Here is a 21,835-nt window from a genome sequence, read left to right as displayed (position 1 = left end):
CATAAACAAAAACTACATTATATCAATCACCAATAATCTTAGCCATTATCGCAAAGAAAATTTCATCTGCCAAATTCCAAAGGAACGATTCCTCATCCACGACTTCATCATTTGATGGTTTAGCTATCGTAATTACATTATCGGCAACATTGTCATCATCTTTAAAACATAAAGTGTAAATAATGATCTGCCCATCATCTAAGTAATTATCCTGAGGCAAGGCTATTAAGCGATAGGCCTGCTTGAGCATACTATCCTGACAGTCCAGCCTAATAGCAAACAATGCCTGCAATTCCGGGAAAGCTTCCAGTACTGCCTTTTCAGCTCTATTGCACACAGTCCTGCGCGCATCCAAATCCCCAGCAGAGAACTTCCCATTTAACACGCGATAAATAAAACAAAGCTGGCACCAAAACAAATATCTCAGCTGAGGTAAATATTCAGCGTAACTATTGTCCGCAAAAAAACTATTCCTCAACATTTTTAAAGCGTCTATAAGATCTGCCAGCTTGGAAAAATTATTTACAATACTTCCCTGCCTATTGCGAAAATAATGGTACAATGGCTTATCTACATAAAAAATGCCTTTTGCCTTCGACATTAAATACGGAGTAGTTGCTACATCCTCATAGGCCTTGGCTGGAATCTCTATCCCATAATCAATGAAGAGCGACCGTCGATATAATTTGCCACACATGAAAGTTCTAGCTTTATTTAATAAATTTTTTTCCCTTGCTATATCCAACCTTCCTGGTACAAATCTCAAACGTGAAGTCTTATGCGTAAATCCTCCACCAGCATCCACCGTAGCAAAATCCATATCACATAATACAATATCATTTCTGCCCTCTTCGGTTCCACGCATCATATTTTCCAGATAATCATCACTCCACCAATCATCTGCATCCAAAAACGTAACATACTCCGTATCAGCCAGCATTATGCCACGATTACGAGATGGCCCCAGTCCGGCATTGTCTTGATGAACAACTTGAACGCGCTTGTCACCAACAGTCAAACGCAGGCATTTCTGTAGGGAATCATCGGTGGAACCATCGTCGATAATGATAAGACAAAAATTACGATATGTCTGTTGCAACACAGAGGATATACAACGTTCTATATATGGGCTCATATTATAAACCGGCACAATAACTGCAACCTTATACATCAAATGCTCCTTTACTCACACAAAGAACTCATATAGCCTGCAATCTTACTCATTACAAGCTCCGGCGTGATAGCCAGCATACATTCAGGCTCTACCAAACCTCTGGCACAACGATTTACATCCACATAGCAACCATAACAACCATGACAATTACCAGCAGAAATATTTATATTCTGCTCATAACCATAGTACTCCATCGGTGTAGGACCAAAAAGCACTGCGCACTTCGTACCTAACTGAGTTGCCAGATGAACCAAGCCCCCCTCAATATCCACATGCAAAATAGCATTTGCCAAAATATGCTCCACCAACCCAAGAGGCTGCCCTAAAATATGCAAATCAGCATTATCCAATGGCCTTGCAGATGCATCTCCCAGTTGTATTATATCAATATCAGGATACTGTGTCTTAAACAGTACCAATAACCGTTCATAACAGTTAGTTGGCCATGTTTTAGAAACTTTTTTGGTATCTGCACAATCACCATTGCCAATATTAACTGTAACATAACGATTCAAGTCCAAATTCTTAAATTGTTCTTTATAAACGTGCTGTAACGGAACATTCACAACCTTATCTTTTATATCAAACAATCCGCCACATGAAAACACTGTATAGCAATTCAGCCCACGCTTCATACTTCGTAAAAAAGAAACTACAGCTGGTATTGTAAGAGATAGTGCCTCTGCTTGAGCATACTGCCTCAATTGATACATTAAATCCTGTAGCGTATTCAACTCACCACATAATTTCCTCTCATCCAAATAGTCGACACTTATGAAGCTAGTGCCGTTTATCGTCATACATGCTGCATAATTATTCCATTCCTGCTTATAACGAAATCCCAAGTCATCAATAATATTTTCAACAACCTGACAATCAAAATATAACTCTCTTAAAAAAGAAATTTTTCCCACAGAGTACACATCAATATGTATTTGAGGAATTTTTTTAACAATTTCTAAAACAAACTTTTTTTGTACTACTAAATCACCCAAACCACCCAACATCATTACAGCAAGTGAGCAACTTTTTCCAAACCGTACATATGACAAATCTCTAGGCGAAATTCCCGAAACAGATTGTTCTCTAAACAAACTAAAATTTTGTACATCTCTTTCTAAAACATACACAATCCGATCTTCTGACACACCTTCTGCATGCAAAACCCGTAATACTTCATTTAACGCAATACTCACTCGCAAAGCAACTACAACATAATCAAATTCTAATTCACACAAATAGCACGGTTTATACACATTAATCACTGTCCCCTGATATTTCTCCGCATTGCGATCTATCATGGCAACAACGTGACAATATTTAGTAATATGCAACTGCTGTAAATATTCCTGACCTAACCGCCCTGCTCCATAAATCACAATTTTTGCACCATAAGGTATTCGTTCAAACGGAAATAAATATCTATACGGACTCTCCATAACAACCTCCGCTACTCCACGCATTGTATGCCATTCCAATTTCCCAAAACCAATTCCGATACCTCTTTCCAACATGGTGCATCCAATGTTAAAGGATATATCGGATGCCAATCAAAAAAACTACATATCCCTCTGCGTATATATGAAACCTCAATAGCATCAGACACAACTAATTCTCCCCAAGAAACACTATTAGCGTAATTGTTAGCATGAATATGCACAAGCTGGTGAGTTGCATTTATTTTTCTCAATGCTGCCAATATCTCCTCTTGCTTGTCTAAGTTCAGCAAACCATGCAATTCAAATACAATCTGGTCAAACTGCTGCATAACATCTGACGACGTACTATGCAAAAATCCCCATTCAGCCCCTTCCACATCCATTTTCAAAACCATGTGCTGAATACCTCTATGCCCATTTTCCCGTAATAAATCTTCAAGGGTAAATAAAGGAGCTACAGAAATACTGCCTGCCGAAATACCTTTCCTATCAAAATGAAACCGCGCACATTCTTCCGGCAAAGCAGATATAGTGTGATCATACATATAAATATCATAACCACGTTTTACCATATCACTATCCCAGGCAACATCATCATTTATTCCAAAGCTATATGCAATACCACCATTCAGAGCAGCTTCAGACATAACATAGCCACCATCATTACTGCCCCCGACACGCACTAGCTCTCCATCTACACATTGCTTTGTTATCAATAGACTATGAAGTTCCTTAAAGTAATCACAATACCTTTCTCTTTCTGCATAATTATCCAATGCCTTTCTCTCAACAGCAACAGGCATTGGAAATGGCGAAAATTCAGGGTACTCATATATTATGCGGTTCTCTGCAATACCCCACGCTTTTAACATCCCCATAATCTGCCTCGCAACAGTCCTTGACCCAATAGCCAATAAAATACGCGCTTCTGGCTCAGATAAAATACTTTTAGGTGCCTTTACTTCTACACCTAGCCAACCTTTTTCGATTTTGTCATAATTAGCATCCACTGCAAATAAAATATGACAAATCCTCATGCCGGATAAAGTTGCAATATACTGGCGCCCTACATTGCCATAACCATATATAACAATACTTTCACCCTGATTAATTTTTTGAATCGGTGGGAAAAAAACACCTGCTAAACTATAATTCACTTTTATCAACTCTCTTTAGCTTCATACACAACTTCATATAATGATATTATTGGTATATTGTTTTTTTGTTTTAATACCTTAAAAATATCCACGTATTCACCAATAATCGACACGATAATAACGTCGCACAAAGGCAAACTTTCATCTGGACTATAAACATCTGCAACTTCAGTATGTTTCAATCCATCCTTATGAATATCTATAAAATATGCAATATCAATAACACTATCTTTCAGCTCATTATATAACATCTTGCCATATATACCACATCCATAGATAGCAATCTTTTCAAACCCACATTTACATAAATAATCTGCAATACTCTTGCCTTCCATTTTTAAATACATCCATTCGGTGAGACAATCCTGATGTATACTAGCCCTAAGCAGTTGTTTCTCTAGCTTTCCCAAATATCTCAACAGCATATTTTCGTTATAAGCAGTTCCTGCTTTTTCATTTGACCCCGTCTTAGACATAACATCACGTACAGATTTCAAATACCCATACCCATGAACAACGTCTGGTTCTAAATACTTGCCTTCTCCCCATTCATTCCAAGCATCTATAAAAACAAATGGATTATCATCAGCAACACTTTTGGAAACTAGGCGAGAGAAATATTTTTTAAACTTTTCTGGAGAAGCACCAATATACACACGCCCATTTTTCCCACGTCGCGGTGTATCGTCAAAATCTACTGTACATAGCCACAAAGTTTTATTTATACTAGAAGGAATATAATTCAAATAGTCTTCCCATACTTCATCATAATTGTATCCCCTCACTGATGTATTTTGTATTAAAAACTCCAGTGAAGGATTATACCCCAAAGCACTCAAATTAAATGCCATAGGAGTAACCACAGCATCTAAACACAGACTAGGAGAAAAGAAGCCTATTATATATAAATCTGGAAAACCTTCTTCCTTAGCCCATCGTCTCCAATAAAAAACCATTCGCTCAAAACAAGGAATTTTATATGAAGTGTAAAACATAAATACTGGTTTTCCGTCTACTTTTATATATCGATTATCTTTGAAAAACTCAAGTAAATAATCAAAGTGCCTACGCCAAAAGGCTTCATTACCATATTTCTGCTCAATCAAAACACCATTACTTGTGTCATTTTTGTCACGCTTTGGCTCAAAAGCATCAGCCCAGGCATTACCCATTTTAGACCATGTACGTGCCCATTGACTTGAATCCCAACAAAAACAAAAAGGCATATCTATATCCTTATTATCAAGTAATATTTCTGCTGGCTTTTCTAATATCTTTCTATCTTTGCCAAACCAATAATGATAAAAGCAAAAACCAGCAATTCCATATTTTTTGGCCAACTCGGACTGCCATCTCAAAGTTTCTTTATCCAGCAAATTATAATATTTACCTTCCAAAGGTTTTTTAGGCTGCACATGCCCATTATATAAGGGTTCCCCATTCTTCACAGCAGTCCACTCTGTGTACCCTGATCCCCACCATTCATCATTTTCTTTTACTTGATGAAATTGCGGCAAATACATTGCCAATGCTTTTATACTTTTTTTCATCCATATCACTCCAAAAATTTTCCCAGACTAGACAAAAATACTTGTGGCTGATAAAACAATTCTATATTCTTCTCAATTTTATCAAGCGACCAATTCCACCACGCTATACTTAATAATTTTTGCCTCTCCTCAGCATTAAATCTATATTTTATAAGCTTTGCAGGTACCCCTCCAACTATCGCATAAGGTTCAACATCCTTTGTAACAACAGCCCCGGCAGCAATAACTGCTCCATGACCAATGTTTACTCCCGGCAAAATAATAACATTCGCACCAATCCATACATCATTACCAATAATTACAGGTTCATTTTTGCGAAGCTTACTATCTTCATAAGCCGCATTATTTTTATAAACGCCATATTTATCAACAAAATTCAAACGTTGCTTATACTTCTTCCACGGAAACATCCCTGGATAGTCTAAAAATGGATGCGTTGTTATACATGTCATAGCATGGTTATTCCAAATACGTGCAGTGCCATTTATAGAACAAAATCTTCCTATACTGACAGCCATGGGATATTCCTTTAACAAAGTTTCATATCCATAGGTATATCTGCCAACATGACAACCACGATAAACTATATCATTTTCATTTACTAGTTCACTGATATAACAAAAATCATCATCAGAAAACCCTTTGGTATACAATAATTCAACAATATCCGGACACGCCTTCAATAAAGTTACTACTATATAATGCTTATCTTTATTTACCAAACTTGGGCTAAGCACCGGAATATCACAAAAAAACTTCATTCCATCATCAACTTTTTGATCCACACACCCTGTTATCTGTACACCTTTTTTCCTGAAAAAATCTACTGCTAGCTTGCCTCCATGACCACATCCCCATAAATAAATTGCACGTTTTCCTTTCGCTGTTACAATTTCTTCTATTTTCTTTTCGCAACAAAACAAAAAATTTTCTTCAGCAACCAACATTGAAATCGACCTTTCCGAATAAAGCAATCTATACAATGAGGAAATATTGCCATACATATAATGCAGTCATTTCTTTTGCTTTTACAATATCTTCCACCAATAAAGTATTGTTATAATTCATAGCTATTATTACAAATGATCCGATAGCAATATCATCAACTTTATACACAAAATAATTCTTATATGTTTTTTTTACTGGATTAGTTTCTATAAAACCAGCTATCTTTATCCCCATCACTTCTAATAAATCTAAAGTTGCCTGCCCATAGGCTCCCGTACCATATATGTAAGTTTCATGGATTCCACTAGAATTGCAAAACGAAAATATTTTTCTTTCCCAATTAGTTTTCCACTTTAAATATTCATATGGTTTCTTCAGTACAATTGGGATTGCATAATTTTGTTGAACATCCAATTCAATACAATCATACCACATAGATAAATTAACCTGATATTTAGAAATAAATGACTTATATTTTGGATATTCACTCAACATAGCTTTTAGATATACAATAGACAAATTAACCATCAAATTTCCCAGAGCATTAAATAATCTTAAAGAATTATCACTATATTTCTTCATTAAAGAAGTTACTATGTCAATAGATACCAATTTCCCAACATTAAAAGAGTTATTCATCATACTATCACTGCGCATGCAGTAATGATAACCATACACAGGAAGAAATATCATCTTCTTTGACATAGGGAACACCATGGAGTTGGCATATGTATCTTCACCATGAGATGACGGCCAATTAGCCATTATAGCATCTTGTATAAACAATTCACGTTTATATACCTTTCCACATAAACTCCAAATGAATTTCTTTCCTTCAAACATATCAGCCATCGCTTCTATAAAATCATAATATATTTCACTAGTTCTATCGGTAAAAATATTTACTATACTACCATCCATTTTGTTTATAACGTGACCACCAAGACTGATATCAACACCATCACCTTTTAGTATAGGTTCCACTAATTGTGCAAACATATCACTATCTACATAATCATCACTATCTACAAAAGCCACGTATTCTCCCGTACTAGCCATTAATCCTGCACAGCGAGCTGATGCCAAGCCACCATTGTCTTTATGTATAACTTTTATCCTCGTATCACTCTTTGCATACACGTCACATATATATCCTGATTTATCAGTTGAACCATCATCCACCAAGACGATTTCAAGATCTCTATATGTCTGACTCAACAATGAATCAATGCATCTTGCTACATACTTTTCTACATTATAAACCGGAACTAAAACACTTAGTAACATATAGACTCCTCAAATCCAACTCCATATAAGCAATATGCCGTAAAATCAAAAACTTTTAAAGAAGTACCCATCGTCTGATTTAAAACATCATCAATAAATCTTTCATTAGTAACAACTATCATCTCAGCTAAAGGACTGCATTCATGAAAACTTTTTACGCTAATGCCATTATATTCTCCCCATTTTGAACAATCTTTATCATAAAATTCAACCACCTGAAAATTATATTTTTGAGCATATTCCTGAAATTCTTTTCCTAATTTTCCATATCCCCAATGGGCAATACCCAAATTTCGTACAGAACTCTCATGAAAAAAAGCTCTATACGTTTCCTCTTTAAACACTACTTCAGTTATTAAATCTTCAAAATTGCATCCTTTTTTTAGTGCTTGCCATTTTTTATAAGCAAAACTTGAATTAAAACATTCTCTAGTTAAATTAAACATATCTAAACTTGGCAGTCCTCGCTCCTGCCAAAGTTCAAAATACGCACTCTCCTTTTCTCTAGATACATAACCACTACATGCACAGACCGTAAATGCAACATGAGAAAAAAATCCTTTTTTCAACGCCTCATAAATACCCAATCGACATAACTCATTATAAGTCTTCATAAAAGCCCACAATAAACATTCTATATTTCTCCCACGCGGTGTTGAAATTTGTTGTCCAGTATTATATCTATAATGCAATAACGGCTTAGCTATATGCATAATGCGATTGGCATATATCAAAGACATTTCACTAAAATAAACATCATTTGAATTAGACAAATCTTGAAATAAAACACTATATTCACTAATGAATATCCTTCTATACATTTTTAAGTAAGGAGGAAATTGAAATAACTGAAAAATATATCGTGGTATTTCTTTCCAATTAAATGGCTTATTAATTATTGACTGAAATGTATGTGGTGGCGTAACTAAAATTTCCTTCCCTGCTAATTCATCACGCCGATAAAAATCACATATAGCAATATCTAAATCATTTTCTTTACATGCTGTCCATAGACACTCCAAATAATCAGGCTCAAAATAATCATCAGCATCAAGGATAACCACATACTCCCCCCTAGCCAGCTGGATACCAATATTCCGTGTCCTGGCTGCTCCTATATTGTATGGATTTTGCTGCGGCAACACCCTCGCATCCTGTGCAGCATATTCCTGTAAAACATCCCATGAATTATCAGTAGAACCATCATCTATCGCAATAATGCGAAAATCTTCCATCGTCTGTGCCAAAAGTGAATCCAAGCACGGACACAAATATTTGCCAGGATTATAGACTGGCATTATTATAGTAACCTGTTCACTCATATTTATCTCCACCAACTACCATCGCATCTAATTGTCTGTCCAAACACAGTAAAAATCTCTAATAAAATATCAACAAATTAGTACTATTTTCTTAAGAAATTTTAATCCCGTTTATACAAATCCCGCGTATAAACCTTATCAGATACATCCTCCAAGCACTCATCATATCTATTGGCAACAATGCAATCAGACAAACATTTAAACTCCGATAAATCATTTACCACTTTACTGCCGAAAAAGGTACTGCCATCCTGCAATAACGGCTCATAAATAATTACCTTGGCACCTTTTGCCTTTATACGCTTCATCACTCCCTGAATCGCACTCTGCCTGAAATTATCACTATTACTTTTCATTGTCAGGCGATAAATTCCTATCGTCACCTCATGCTCATCAAGACCATCATATACATTATGACTGCCATAGGCATAATATCCAGCTTTTTTCAAGACCTGATCCGCAATAAAATCTTTGCGTGTCCGATTGGAATTGACAATCGCCTCAATCAGATTTTCCGGCACATCCTCATAATTTGCCAAAAGCTGCTTGGTGTCCTTTGGCAAACAGTATCCACCATAACCAAAGGAAGGATTATTATAGAAATTGCCAATCCGCGGATCAAGGCCTACACCTTCAATAATTTTCCTGCTATCCAGGCCTTTAATCTCTGCGTAAGAATCCAGCTCATTAAAATATGCCACCCGCAAAGCAAGATAGGTATTGGAAAACAGCTTTACGGCCTCGGCTTCCGTAGGACTCATAAAAAGCACTGAAACCTCCTGCTTTTCCGCTGCCTGTCGCAATAACTCCCCCCAAAACCTTGCCTGTTCCATGTCGGCTTCAGCTGCACCTACAATAATGCGCGATGGATAAAGATTATCATGCAGTGCTCTAGACTCACGCAAAAACTCCGGGCTGAACATTATCCTCGCACCACAAAATCTGCTACGAAGTTTTTCTGTATAGCCCACCGGCACTGTAGATTTAATAACGATTACGGCTTGAGGATTGATCTCTAAAACGACACCTACAGCTCCATCCAAAATAGAAGTATCAAAATAATTTTTTTCGCTGTCATAATTAGTCGGCAGGGCAAAAATTACCATGTCGCAATCCTCACATACGCCAATATCCGTATCTGCCTGCACATTCTCAAGGCAATCCGGCATGATCCTCTCAATATCCTCATCTGCAATTGGAGATATCCCCTGCCGTATCTTATTTATTTTTTCTGCTTTAATGTCTATCAATCGTATCGGCCATATCCGTGCCAGCAGTACAGCCAATGACATACCGACATATCCTGCACCTATAACCCCTATCATAAGACTATTTTCCTTTACACTCACAACGACAATTCATTATTTACAACTTTTACAATACTTTCATATCCTGGAAAAATACTAGCTTCATCATAACCATCTGCTTTTAATCGGGATAAAAACTCATCCTTCAAATCTTTTTTTAAAACATATTTGTATAGTATCTTATATTGGCGAGCTCTTATCTTTTCCCTCCTATTTTTGCATTGATCAAAATAATCTAAAAGCAACTTATCTAATGGTTCTGTATCGCGAACTATATCAGCCTCTAAAAACGCGTCCATATGCTCACTAATACTATTTCGCAACTTTTCTATATCAGTAGGAATAGTATCAGAACGAGGTAATTCTGCTATATCATTTCTTTTATCTGAATTTCGGTATATTTCTTTACAAGCCAGATTATATTGCCACATAGACAAAACCCCTCGTTGGGCAGCAATATTATCATTCTTGTAGTACCGAGGCAGAAAAAATCGTATAGGCAGATTTGTATCTTTCAACGCACGAATCAATGCATATTTCTCTGCACGATCTCCATTACCCTTATATGACAAAACATTTGCCAAGGAAATATCTGTAATACTATCGTTATTCCAATCCCCTAAATACATTGCATCAATACACCATATTGCCATGTCCTCTTCATTTTTTATATTATCCGAGCAAGCAAAATATAAAGCCACCCTGATATTCTGAGTCCAATCCAGTAATCTAGTTTTCATGCCATAATGCTGAGCTAATGAAGTTAATTCAATTAAATCATCTGAAAGCCATTTCCACTCTGTATCTTTTAACATTAAAGATACATCAAAATGATTCGCGAGTCCATGCTGAAAAAAAGAGTCCACTTTGGGTACATATAATCCATGCTTATTGGCCTCGGTATAAAACAAAATCAAAGCTCTCAACTCATTGATATAAAACTCCCGTCTCTTTTTAGACGTGTCCTGGAGATTTCGTAATAAACCTGGCTGCAATTTATAACTATCTGATTTACTATGCCCACGATATATATAATGTGGCAGCTCTTTATTGTAAACTATGTTTTTATAAAATTCATCAACTGAATTAATATAAACAGTTTCAACTATTTCTTCATACTTTAAAGCACAATTCACCATAACATTTCCACACAACCTTATTTAGTACCATAAAAAATGCATCCTAATGTACATCTATCGTACAACTACTAAGAAAATACACCGCATCATTATAAAATATACATAATTACATCTATTTCATAACATCTCACAAATCATAATAACATCATCATAAATGAATCCATATCTATCTCCTGCTGACTGCACCTTTCCTGTGGTATATATATCTCCACCTGCCAACCATATTTTTCCATACGTTCTTTATAGTCACGACCATATAGGCGGACATGATCGTCCTGACCATAATACTTTAACCGAGCCTCTGCAATACTAATACTAGTTTCAAGACACGCTGAATTTCTTGCATCGCTGCCTCCTCATCCGAAATATGCTCCATAACATGATTCAAAATTACATAATCGAAAAATTCGCCCCTATAAGGAATATCCAAAATATTAGCAACATGCATAGCACGCCCGGCTTGTATATCTACACTGTAATAATATCACAATTCATATTTGACCTAATCCTCTCCGAAACATTTGGCTCCGGAGCAAAATGCAATACACGTGACTTTCCAAAGAAAATATCGGTATATTTGATCAAAACAAACATAAACCACCGATTTCTATCAACAGAACCACACTGAGGACAAATACTATTATCTCTATATCCGCCACCAATTATATGATGTTGAGAAAATAATTCCTGCTTTATACCGCCTGGCAAAAAATTATCCACATTGCTGCCACACAACAAACAATATCTCCCCCCCCATGTACATTAGATTATTGTTTATAAATTCGCCTGCCTCTATTACATACACTTTATCTAGAAGAATGCTTGTCACTCGAAGCTTTATCTGCTTGCTCACTTTTTTATTTTTTATTGCAATCATCACTAAATATTTTTCAACCAAAATATTTGGCAGATCGCATAACGATACAACCTTGATGCCATCTATCACGCGGTCACCAGAGTATTTTGTTTCACAAAAATAATCTACGTATATGTCACATGAATTCAAAAACGCTTTTACTATTTTCCATATTCGCCAGCACCATAAATAATAATCATGTCTATATTCTCCTTGAAAAAATTACAATCTTATTTCCCTTCTCCAGCATCATAACCATTAACTTTAACAGCTCTAACTACCCCCTGCAATTCATTAATACTTTCATAAAAACATGCATATGAATCATTTTTTAATATATCCAACACGATATCTTGTTTACCATCATGAGTTTCTGCGATAATAACAGAAAATTTTGACAATATCCTCATATCAGCTAATCGTGAAAATATTTTATACTCGCTTCCCTCGCAATCACATTTTAAAACATAGCAATTATCTAACCCCTCTTGTAGCATAATTTTATAAAATTCTTCATATACATCTGCCAATTGAACTTTTTCCAATCTCACATTTTTCATAGAAGAATTCACTATACCATCTGTACGTGAGGCTGTAATCCAGTCAGAACTAAAATTTTCTTCGCATACAATATTAGCATCACTTATTCCAATACACTTAGATATAATCTTGTCTGCACAATCATTAAGGAGAAAATTTTCCTTCGCACTATTATATGGTTCAGAAAATGGTTCATATGAATACACTTTATGCACATTCTTTATATGTGAAAAATACAACGATGCAAATCCAGTATTCATACCTATGTCAAAAACTATAATCTTACTATTCTCATTAGATATATAAAAATTATACTCACCTTTTATAAAAATCTCTTCCAAAAGCATAATATCGCTCTTGTATTTTATTTGAAACAACACCCCCCTTACCGAATAAACTATATTCCCATGCTTATTGACATAGCAAAACTTTTCTACTGAATTCCGGCCTGTCCAAACCTTAATTTTATTTACATCAACCCCCAGCTCAAATAGCTGACTAACAATTTCAAACGTACTATATCTATTGTGCGATACCACCAAAATCTCATCATATTTTAAGTATGGTATTTGTTCAGCACCAATAACGTGCACCACATCATTTTTTAATTTTATAGTTCCATGCTTTTTTATATCATTATCAATCACTGCAACAATATGAATTTGACTAGCTTTATTTTCATCGAAATATCGTTCCGCCCCCCCTAATCCAAACATAATTACGTTTTTATTATTCATATATTAATCCTCCCTAAATTACAGTTAATATCCAAACTCCTTATATACTTATCCCTTATCAAGTTTCAAAACTAAAAAATAATCTTTGCCACAATATGCACTGCAAAATACCATCCAAATGTCCATTAGAAAATACAAAATACATTTCAAAAAATTTCTTATAAAAAATATCCTCCTACAGTATAATCTTATGCGTATTAGGTGCCGGTTTTTTTACTAGCTCACCATCAAAAGAATATTGTCCCCTGTGCTTTGCCGAATGATCAAATAGCTCAAAGCCACCACTTTCATAATCTAAAGACAAATAAAATTGTTTGCTGTCATTTCTGGAAAAAATAACTCTTTTATGAGCATTGCTACTATTCTTTTTAGTTAAATTTATATCTTTAAAAAAATAATTCCGCGTAGCTGCTTCTACTCCAACTTCTGTAATAGCAACCATTCTCTCTCTTGTACTAACCCCGAAAATTGTTTCCTTAAAATATACCTGCAACTTGTCACAAAATTTTGCATTATAAAAAACATCTGACGGCTCCGAGGATAATATTTTATATATTTGATTGCTACAATCCACATATGGATCATATATCGTTTTTATTACATTTTGAGCAATGTCTATATAATCAGTGCATTTTTTAGAAAATACTATAAAATCTATATTGTTGTCTATCAGAAATAACATATATTTTACTGCTAGTGAATCATTTATCTTCATCTTACACAATGACTCGTATTTATCCCCACTATAACCATTAATCTCATAGCTATTATCAGTATTTATCATTTTCATGATATCCCAAATGCACTGTTTTCTGGCAATATCTCCATAATAATTTCTGTCTTCACAGGATTGTCCCTTATCAATATATTTATCAAGCTTAACATCAGCACTTTTTAAAAATTTCACAAGAGCAACAAATTTATCTGTTTCCATCTCAAATATATCTGGAAACAACACCACTTTACATATCATAAAAATCTACCTCGTAAAAAACAGCCTGCTATATATCCTGCCTCATATTTGCAAAGCCTTTTGTGATTATTGCGTCTACCTCCGATGCATATTGTGAAAAAAAATCTCTTGGAGCCTTTTTTATTCCATTCACCATATCTAACTCTATATCTTCAACAGTAGATTTGCCACTGGCAGAATCACGAGTTACATAGTATATGGAAACATTTTCTAATAATGCCTTACTTTCGTCCTCCATCACGCGCCTAATTATTCTATTAATTATATGATCACTATGTGTTTCCAATATTATTTGTTTCCTATCTCGCATCGTTGCTATAAAAAAATCAACCAATTGCATCTGCATTGAAGGATGTAGATGTATTTCCGGTTGCTCCACAACTAAGCACTCTTCCTGTTTTAGTAACAAACCAGATAACAAAATAGGAAAGACTTGACTTATACCATAACCAACATCAATAATATTGCTTTTATCTACCGATAAATTTACAATATCATCATCGTAACCTGCTTCAAAGTCCCCTCCCCCCAAATACTTAAGCCATCTTTTTATAGCACCATTTAGGTTTATTTTTTCCTTTCTTTTGGCTACACTATTACTATCATCTGGCAGATATAGAGATAATTTGTTATTCATTTTTTTGACAAACGAAATTGGTGTATAACTACCGCTAATATCTCCATCAAAAGAATCCATGTCTGCAGTATAATGTCGCAATGGCTGCAGTCTGCTAGGGCCTAAATATCTCACAGTACTATATAACCCTACTGCAACTTTACTTAGTGTATATATTTTGGGTAATAAATCTTGAAGCTTATCAGATGATAAATTATTATCTTTATCTTGTGCTACATAAATACTAGTAATTTGCATAGAATTATAATAAACACTACAATCCTTTAGATGCAAATTTTCTGCTTTCCCTAATACTGGAAAATTTCTAGTGCTTATTTCCCACTTTGAAAAATCTTTATCACCATAATCTCCTGCCACACAACGCGTAATAGAGATTTCATAATTTTTATTACCATCTGAAATCTCTATTTTATATTTTAATATCTGAGCACTGTTAGGTAATATATTACGTTTGCAACTGCCAAATTCTACCAAAAATTTTACATAATATCTATCAGCATTTATACCTTTAGTTGAGAAAATACTATTCAAATCTTTATATCTCGTCACATTAGCTGTCTTTCTGATTAACTTATTTTCATTTTGTCGTAATGGGCTCTCAATACAAAACTTACAACTAACAGCAAACATATCGCTTTTATTTCTAGATATAATATCACGGAAAAAACCACATTTTATATACTTCCCATTCAACAACATCTCACCATAATTGGAAGAATTCTCACAACCTTGTTTTAACAACATTAAACTTTTAAGTATAGAAGACTTTCCACTGCTATTTCTACCACATAATACTGTAATAGGTTTAAGTTCTATGCTATGTTCGTCATAAAAAGATTTATAATTTTTTAAGTCTACACTTGTGATCATACCTACCACCCCACAAACACCATAAACATTATTTAACATTAAAAAATATATCTTAACCTATACTTTAGCAAAACTTTTCATGTTCAGCTCAAGCCACTACATAATCTCGCTTAATATGTTATGATATATACAGAAGCAAATTTCATACTCCCTAAATTACAAAGTCCACTCTTTTATATCAAACATACTTCTCTGCCATGGTATCCGTCCAAATATAGCAACATCATTCCTATTACAAAACCTGCAAAATTCCATAGGCATGTACAATCTCTCTAATAAATCTTCATAATCTTTTACTGCATAGATATCAACACCATCTGTATCCTTTACTGGATTATCCATCTTGAAATACTTCACAAACGGAGCAATCTCTGCTGGTATTATGCATGAATATAACTTCCCATGCTTTAAATCAACACATTCATTTGCTCTATAGCAATTATAATAATTTTGCTTAAAATCTTGTTTTCCTTCCAAATCCAACGGCTGATGCCCCAAAGTTCGTACTGGCTCACGATTAAAATACTTTATATCTACCCCATATGACTTTGCATGTTCTTCAGCCTTATCATAATCAAAACTAATTGGATATTTTGTTATCCACAGTTCGGCTGAACACTCGTTAAAAGCTTTGAAAAATTTTTCAGTCTTCCCTAACAACAAAGTTCCATTTGACAAAACTTTTAATTTTCCTACTTTAAAATATTTCCTAGTAACATACAAAAACTCTTCACATAGAGGATGTAACAAAGGCTCTCCCCCTAACAGAAGAATTTCTTCCATTTTACCATCAAAAAGCTCTGACAAACGTCTAACATCTTTCTCATACTCTTCCAGTGACAAGAATTCTGCTTCTGCTAGTGAAGAAAAATGGTAACACCCTCTACATTTCAAATTACAATGCTCCACTAAATGAGTCTGAAATCTTAGTTTTTTATTTGTGATTTGATCTAATTGATTTAAGCATTTGTTAGTTAAAACGTTAATATTTCCGTACCCATGTTTAATAAGTGCATCCGTAATATTGTTTTTTGCCTCATCATTATATACAGGTACCACAAAATTATGTTCCTTATCCTCTATCACCTCATCAATCGTTTTAGTATTAGTTTGGGGATTCGTGTCTATTATATTCCGAATTTCGATATTATGTGCACGCAAGTATAGTTCTAAATACTTTCCCATTTTTCCATATCCATATATACTAAACGATTCTCCCTCCCTAGTAGATAATTCTTTCAGATTATTAGTAAGTTTTACCATAGCCAAACACCTCATTTGGAAAAATAAACATCGTATCTATTGCACGAAAAAAAGTACTTGCTTATTAACGGTACATATCGTCCTTGAAAACAATTTTTGATGCCATCTTGATCTATGATTTCACCATTATTATGTGAGACAAATCTTTCTTTACATGCATTATCTATAGATAAAATATTGTACTTGGAATAATTATTATACATATCTGTATTCTTTTCCAATCTAAAAATACCAGGAGCCACTGCATCCAAATATTTCATTTGATTCTTCACTTCATCTATATCATCGCATAATTCATCCAATGTCTCTGATGGTAAATTGCATAACATCCACGCATACACTTTTATTTTATTCTCATGAAACAGTTTTATGCAGTATTTCGATGCCTCACTGTTAATACCTTTTTTGATAAAATTCAATAATCTCTGATTAAACGTTTCTATTCCAAACATTACCATACGGCAACCATTTGCATATGCCTTTTTTAGCATATCTTTGTTATACTCCAAGCTTACACGAGAATAATAAATCCAATTTATATGCTTGAATTCAAGATTAGCAGCCATTTCATATACCATCTTCTCAAACTGATCTGGACGTATAGCTTCATCTACAAATTGAATATCAGTAACACCATATTTTTTTTTCAAAAGCACTAGATCTTCTACTATTTTTTTAGCTGTCTTAGGTCTGTAATTATGTCTATATTTTTCATCATGATTACAAAATGCACAATACCCATAATGACATCCCCTAGATGCCTGATATGGAAGAATTAATTTAGGTGACACATACATATCCAAATCTAAATCATCATAATCTGCTACAGACAACCCCTCAACATCTTCCAAAACACTAGTTGTATACTTAACAATGTTATTCGCATCTATAAACGCTAAATTAGGAATATCCATTATATCAAGCTCTATGCCTTTGCTCACATTATTAGAATAATCATATAAACTACATAAAGCCGATTCACCTTCACCCACAATTACATAATCAAAATACCTATGCAAATCAATTTTACAGCAACAATCACTCCTCAAGAAAACGTCTACACAACTTCCACCAATAACAACTTTTGCACCTTTATGAATTCTTTTGATCAACTTTGCTATTTTGCACGCAGGCAAAAACTGACCGACACTAGTTACAGAAATTCCATACAAACATCGTTTTTGCGTTAGCCTTTTCCATATCTTTTCCTGCAATATAGTTTCAAACAGATTTGAACACAGAAAGTTGTCTTCATCGTCAATAATACTTTTAACCGAATCAAAATCTATAAATGATGATTCCATATTTAATATCTCATCATAAAATGCAGTTAATACCCCCAACTGAATTTTATTAAAATCACAACTTCGCTGTTTGATTTCTCTAAATGGAAAGCTGTCTTGGCTAAAGAACCAAACGTCTTTTTTGTAATCTTCATATGTATTATATGGATTATAATGATATTGAGACACAACCATATCATAATATCTTTCACTTATAAAACGTTGTGCTATCTCTCCCCAAAACTCTCTAATAGCCACATGAAAACATTCTATTCCCAAATCAAGCTGTTCTACTTCCACAAATTTTTGCTTCATAGCAGCCACTAAAGACGGCACTGCACTGAAAGGAGCATACACATCCCAATATGGTGGCGTAATTAATAAGACACCGTTTTCTTTAGATGTATCAGTTATTCTTTCTACATTTTTTTGTAATCTATCATTCCAATATTTATATTTTTCTCGTCTTAGCTCTATAGCTATTTCCTTAAAAAAATTATTTTTTAAGCAATATATGCCCCCAAAGTCAAATTTCTGTATAGCATTCAGCATACTTTCATGGTTGTCTTCTGATGTTGCAATTATAACCGAATATTCTCCCCCCAAATACTCTTTAGGTATTGTTGCAAGACTATATACTTTTTTCGCAAATAACTCATAATCATTACTATGTTGTGTTTCTAAAAAACAAGTTAACTCATTATCTATATCATTTGTATGCATAAAACTAAATAAGAGCCTCCCCATCTTTCCTGCCCCATATATTATATATTTAGTCTTTTTAGAGATCTGTTTTTTTAATTCCACATAACTGTTAATATATACTACCATCATCTAAAACACTCCTTGCACACACTTACTATAAACATTCTTACCACATATACTTTTCAATGCCCTAAACACTTCGTGATTTTTTACATTAGCTATAAAGAGCTCGAACGAAATATACTCTTCTACGTAAACTATATTATCAGCATTAGGCATGTCCCATCTTTGTTTAATATCTTGATAATTTATAAAAAATTCTTTTGTTTCTATAGTCTCTTTTTCTAAATCAATAACATACATATATGGTAACGCATAAGGATAAATATAAAAATTATTGCCAACTAGCATTCCACCATACATAATAGAAGCAGACCGCATTGGCATGTTATCACTATCAGTTATCCTATATTGTCTTACCACATTTTTATTTTTATTTATAACTACAATGTTCTTATTGTATCTCGGCAATAATATCAAAAAATCTTTTGTATTATATAATCTTGAATATGGTTCTTTTGCTTCCCCACCAAAATTAATTTTGTTTTCATTATTAGTTAATAAATCTAAATCTACTAAACAATCTTCGTTACAAGTCGTATACCAAACATGACTCGCATCTAAGGATAACGCAAAAATCTCAGCACCTTTTACTTTGTATTTGAAAAAGCATCTTTTTTCCCGTAAATTATATAAAAAAATATTTACCTTATCGAAAGCAATAGCAACCATATCACCATAAGCATCACTTACTGTCAGGACTTTATATTCTATCAATTTATTTTCATGTAAAAACTCAATTTCTGAATATTGTTTTGTGCGTAAATCAAAACAATATGATTTTTTTGAAACTGACATATCAAATAAAAATATACAATCACCATACTTAACAGGATAATAATTATGTCTCATATGTCCATCACGTAAATAACATCTGTATTTCTTGTCATAAATATTATATTCGTAAACAGCTGGAACATTCTGAGCAACAAAATACACTCGCAAATCATGCTCAATGATTCTAATAATGCTCTCATCAAATGATAGCATAGCAAAAAACTCTTCCAGCCCATTATGAAAATTGTAACTACTTAAACACCTGTTATTATTATTATAAAAATATATTTTTTCATCATTCCAAAAAGCATCTAAAAAACTTATACTTTTGTTTGGCAATCTACTACAATGCTTATTTATAAGCCAATAGCACTCTATCATAATAGATTTCCCAGTAACTTTATACAAATCTACAACCGAACTTCTATCCCCATAATAGCAATCACTGTACGCAATCGCCCTATGTAGCTCAGACGTATCATCATATATCCCCCAGCCAGCCTGCTTATACTCCGCCACAATCTGCTCATACTCAGCATAATGTTCCGGGCGCATGGAACGGAATGTAGCCTCCATCAATGGATGCGGGCGCCACCACAGAGCAACATCCTGCCTGTTTTTGAAAACATCAAACACATAACGCAGCTTCTTGCACACCATATCACTGTTATCCAGCGCAGCACCCAGACTTGTATTGTACAGCACAACCTTTTTGCCTTTAACAATGCGCTGCCACGACTCAGGCAAGGTAAAATCTTCTTTTTTGCTTGCAAGCACCTTGTCAAATTTTGGTGAGCCCAGTGCTAAAAATTTCCCCTCTGGTGGCGTTCCATCAGGATAATGCTGCTCAAACTGTGCCTTGATATTCTCATCCTGCACAATCACATAATCCGCATTGACAATACCTGGTGCCTGGCATAAGTGTGAAGACGTCATCTCTCCACAGACATAGTACGGTATATATACCAGCTTATCTGTACACTGCTTCAAGTTATGCGAATAATACTGCGGCTCCACAGAAGTCACCCTGTTGCAGTCATCATAAGGATTGTGAATAAATATTACATCAGGCCGCATGGCATTCAGTTTTTCCAGCGTGTATTCCTGCCAGTCCAGCACTGGCACATAGTCAGGAAACATATCTGCTTCGCAGTGCCATTCCGCAACTGTCATATCCGGCTTGCGGTCAGCATAAGGTATTGGCACTACATAGGCATTGCAATGTTCCTTGTCAGCATAGGCAGCCTGCCAGACACTTTCCAGGCTGTCCCACATGGAAGCCTTATAAGGCAAAAATACTATTTCTTTTTTTATTTCTTTTTCATGCTGCAAGACATCTATGGCGCAGTTCAAGACCTCCAATCCCAGCCTTTTGGATTCTGCCTGCTCATCTGCAGATAAATTCTGCCACACCTGAGGCTCCAGGATATCCATCAGCACCTGAAATAATTCCCGATAAAAAACACAACGAGTAGCGGATAACCCCTCCTTGCAGGCATCATCCGCTACTCGTAAAATCTCTATTATTATGTTGTTTTGTACCGCATCAATGCCGGCAGCAGTCTCCCAAAGCTCCTCTACGCTTTGCAGGCTTGCTACCAGCTCATCACGCTGTTGTCTATTTAGCATGGGTGAATGCACCCTCTCTACCATTGCATTTTGTTGTAAACGTTGTCAGTTATTTTATCGAAACAACATGCGAAAAAATTAAGCATAAGAAACACGGCCTGATAATCCTGAATATTATCTTG

Annotated in this window: 17 protein-coding genes; all 17 read right to left on the bottom strand. The window is 34.7% G+C overall.

Features of this window, described 5'->3' with window-relative positions; all coding sequences use genetic code 11:
* Nucleotides 1-22: 22 nt before the first annotated feature.
* The 17 genes from FYJ84_RS02160 to FYJ84_RS02080 all read right to left on the bottom strand — a co-directional run bounded on the left by FYJ84_RS02160 (nt 23) and on the right by FYJ84_RS02080 (nt 21,713).
* Nucleotides 23-1,171, bottom strand: a complete 1,149-nt coding sequence (locus FYJ84_RS02160; RefSeq protein ID WP_154405686.1) for a glycosyltransferase family 2 protein — start codon at nt 1,169-1,171, stop codon at nt 23-25.
* Between the two features lie 11 nt (nt 1,172-1,182).
* A complete protein-coding gene (locus FYJ84_RS02155) occupies nt 1,183-2,613 on the bottom strand; it encodes a glycosyltransferase family 9 protein (protein ID WP_154405684.1) in 1,431 nt (476 codons plus the stop codon).
* 11 nt (nt 2,614-2,624) lie between these two features.
* Nucleotides 2,625-3,770, bottom strand: coding sequence for an FkbM family methyltransferase (locus FYJ84_RS02150; protein ID WP_154405682.1), 1,146 nt, complete (start codon nt 3,768-3,770; stop codon nt 2,625-2,627).
* 5 nt (nt 3,771-3,775) lie between these two features.
* A complete protein-coding gene (locus tag FYJ84_RS02145; RefSeq protein WP_154405680.1) occupies nt 3,776-5,320 on the bottom strand; it encodes a glycosyltransferase WbsX family protein in 1,545 nt (514 codons plus the stop codon).
* Nucleotides 5,321-5,325: 5 nt separating this feature from the next.
* The gene (locus FYJ84_RS15000) at nt 5,326-6,267 is read right to left on the bottom strand and encodes a CatB-related O-acetyltransferase (protein ID WP_407060734.1); all 942 of its coding nucleotides are present in this window, start codon (nt 6,265-6,267) and stop codon (nt 5,326-5,328) included.
* A 28-nt stretch (nt 6,268-6,295) separates the two neighbouring features.
* Complete coding sequence (locus FYJ84_RS02135) at nt 6,296-7,555, bottom strand: glycosyltransferase family 2 protein (protein WP_154405678.1); 1,260 nt, start codon at nt 7,553-7,555, stop codon at nt 6,296-6,298.
* Entirely contained in the window at nt 7,546-8,877 is a 1,332-nt protein-coding gene (locus FYJ84_RS02130) for a glycosyltransferase family 2 protein (protein WP_154405676.1), read from the bottom strand. The genes FYJ84_RS02135 and FYJ84_RS02130 overlap by 10 nt, the downstream gene beginning before the upstream one ends.
* 101 nt (nt 8,878-8,978) lie before the next feature.
* Nucleotides 8,979-10,202: a nucleotide sugar dehydrogenase gene (locus FYJ84_RS02125; RefSeq protein ID WP_154405674.1), complete on the bottom strand. Its 1,224-nt coding sequence runs from the start codon at nt 10,200-10,202 to the stop codon at nt 8,979-8,981.
* A gap of 20 nt (nt 10,203-10,222) precedes the next feature.
* On the bottom strand, nt 10,223-11,323 hold the full coding sequence (locus FYJ84_RS02120) for an FRG domain-containing protein (RefSeq protein WP_154405672.1): 1,101 nt from the start codon (nt 11,321-11,323) through the stop codon (nt 10,223-10,225).
* Between the two features lie 289 nt (nt 11,324-11,612).
* Nucleotides 11,613-11,771 carry a class I SAM-dependent methyltransferase gene (locus FYJ84_RS14995; protein ID WP_154405670.1) on the bottom strand — a complete coding sequence of 53 codons (159 nt, stop codon included), beginning with the start codon at nt 11,769-11,771 and terminating at the stop codon, nt 11,613-11,615.
* 264 nt (nt 11,772-12,035) lie between these two features.
* Nucleotides 12,036-12,269, bottom strand: a complete 234-nt coding sequence (locus FYJ84_RS02110) for a hypothetical protein (protein ID WP_154405668.1) — start codon at nt 12,267-12,269, stop codon at nt 12,036-12,038.
* Between the two features lie 140 nt (nt 12,270-12,409).
* Entirely contained in the window at nt 12,410-13,456 is a 1,047-nt protein-coding gene (locus FYJ84_RS02105) for an FkbM family methyltransferase (RefSeq protein WP_154405666.1), read from the bottom strand.
* 175 nt (nt 13,457-13,631) lie between these two features.
* The gene (locus FYJ84_RS02100; protein ID WP_154405664.1) at nt 13,632-14,429 is read right to left on the bottom strand and encodes a hypothetical protein; all 798 of its coding nucleotides are present in this window, start codon (nt 14,427-14,429) and stop codon (nt 13,632-13,634) included.
* A gap of 28 nt (nt 14,430-14,457) precedes the next feature.
* Complete coding sequence (locus tag FYJ84_RS02095; RefSeq protein ID WP_205764055.1) at nt 14,458-15,936, bottom strand: AAA family ATPase; 1,479 nt, start codon at nt 15,934-15,936, stop codon at nt 14,458-14,460.
* 156 nt (nt 15,937-16,092) lie between these two features.
* Nucleotides 16,093-17,199: a radical SAM protein gene (locus FYJ84_RS02090; RefSeq protein WP_205764054.1), complete on the bottom strand. Its 1,107-nt coding sequence runs from the start codon at nt 17,197-17,199 to the stop codon at nt 16,093-16,095.
* An 11-nt stretch (nt 17,200-17,210) separates the two neighbouring features.
* Complete coding sequence (locus FYJ84_RS02085) at nt 17,211-19,316, bottom strand: B12-binding domain-containing radical SAM protein (RefSeq protein ID WP_154405658.1); 2,106 nt, start codon at nt 19,314-19,316, stop codon at nt 17,211-17,213.
* Complete coding sequence (locus tag FYJ84_RS02080; protein ID WP_154405656.1) at nt 19,317-21,713, bottom strand: hypothetical protein; 2,397 nt, start codon at nt 21,711-21,713, stop codon at nt 19,317-19,319. It lies immediately after the preceding gene.
* Between the last annotated feature and the right edge of the window lie 122 nt (nt 21,714-21,835).

It is taken from the genome of Anaerovibrio slackiae, assembly GCF_009695585.1.
In the GTDB taxonomy this organism is placed as follows: domain Bacteria; phylum Bacillota; class Negativicutes; order Selenomonadales; family Selenomonadaceae; genus Anaerovibrio; species Anaerovibrio slackiae.
Note: the sequence above shows the minus strand (reverse complement) of the source record. Positions and strands in the feature narration are given on the sequence as shown.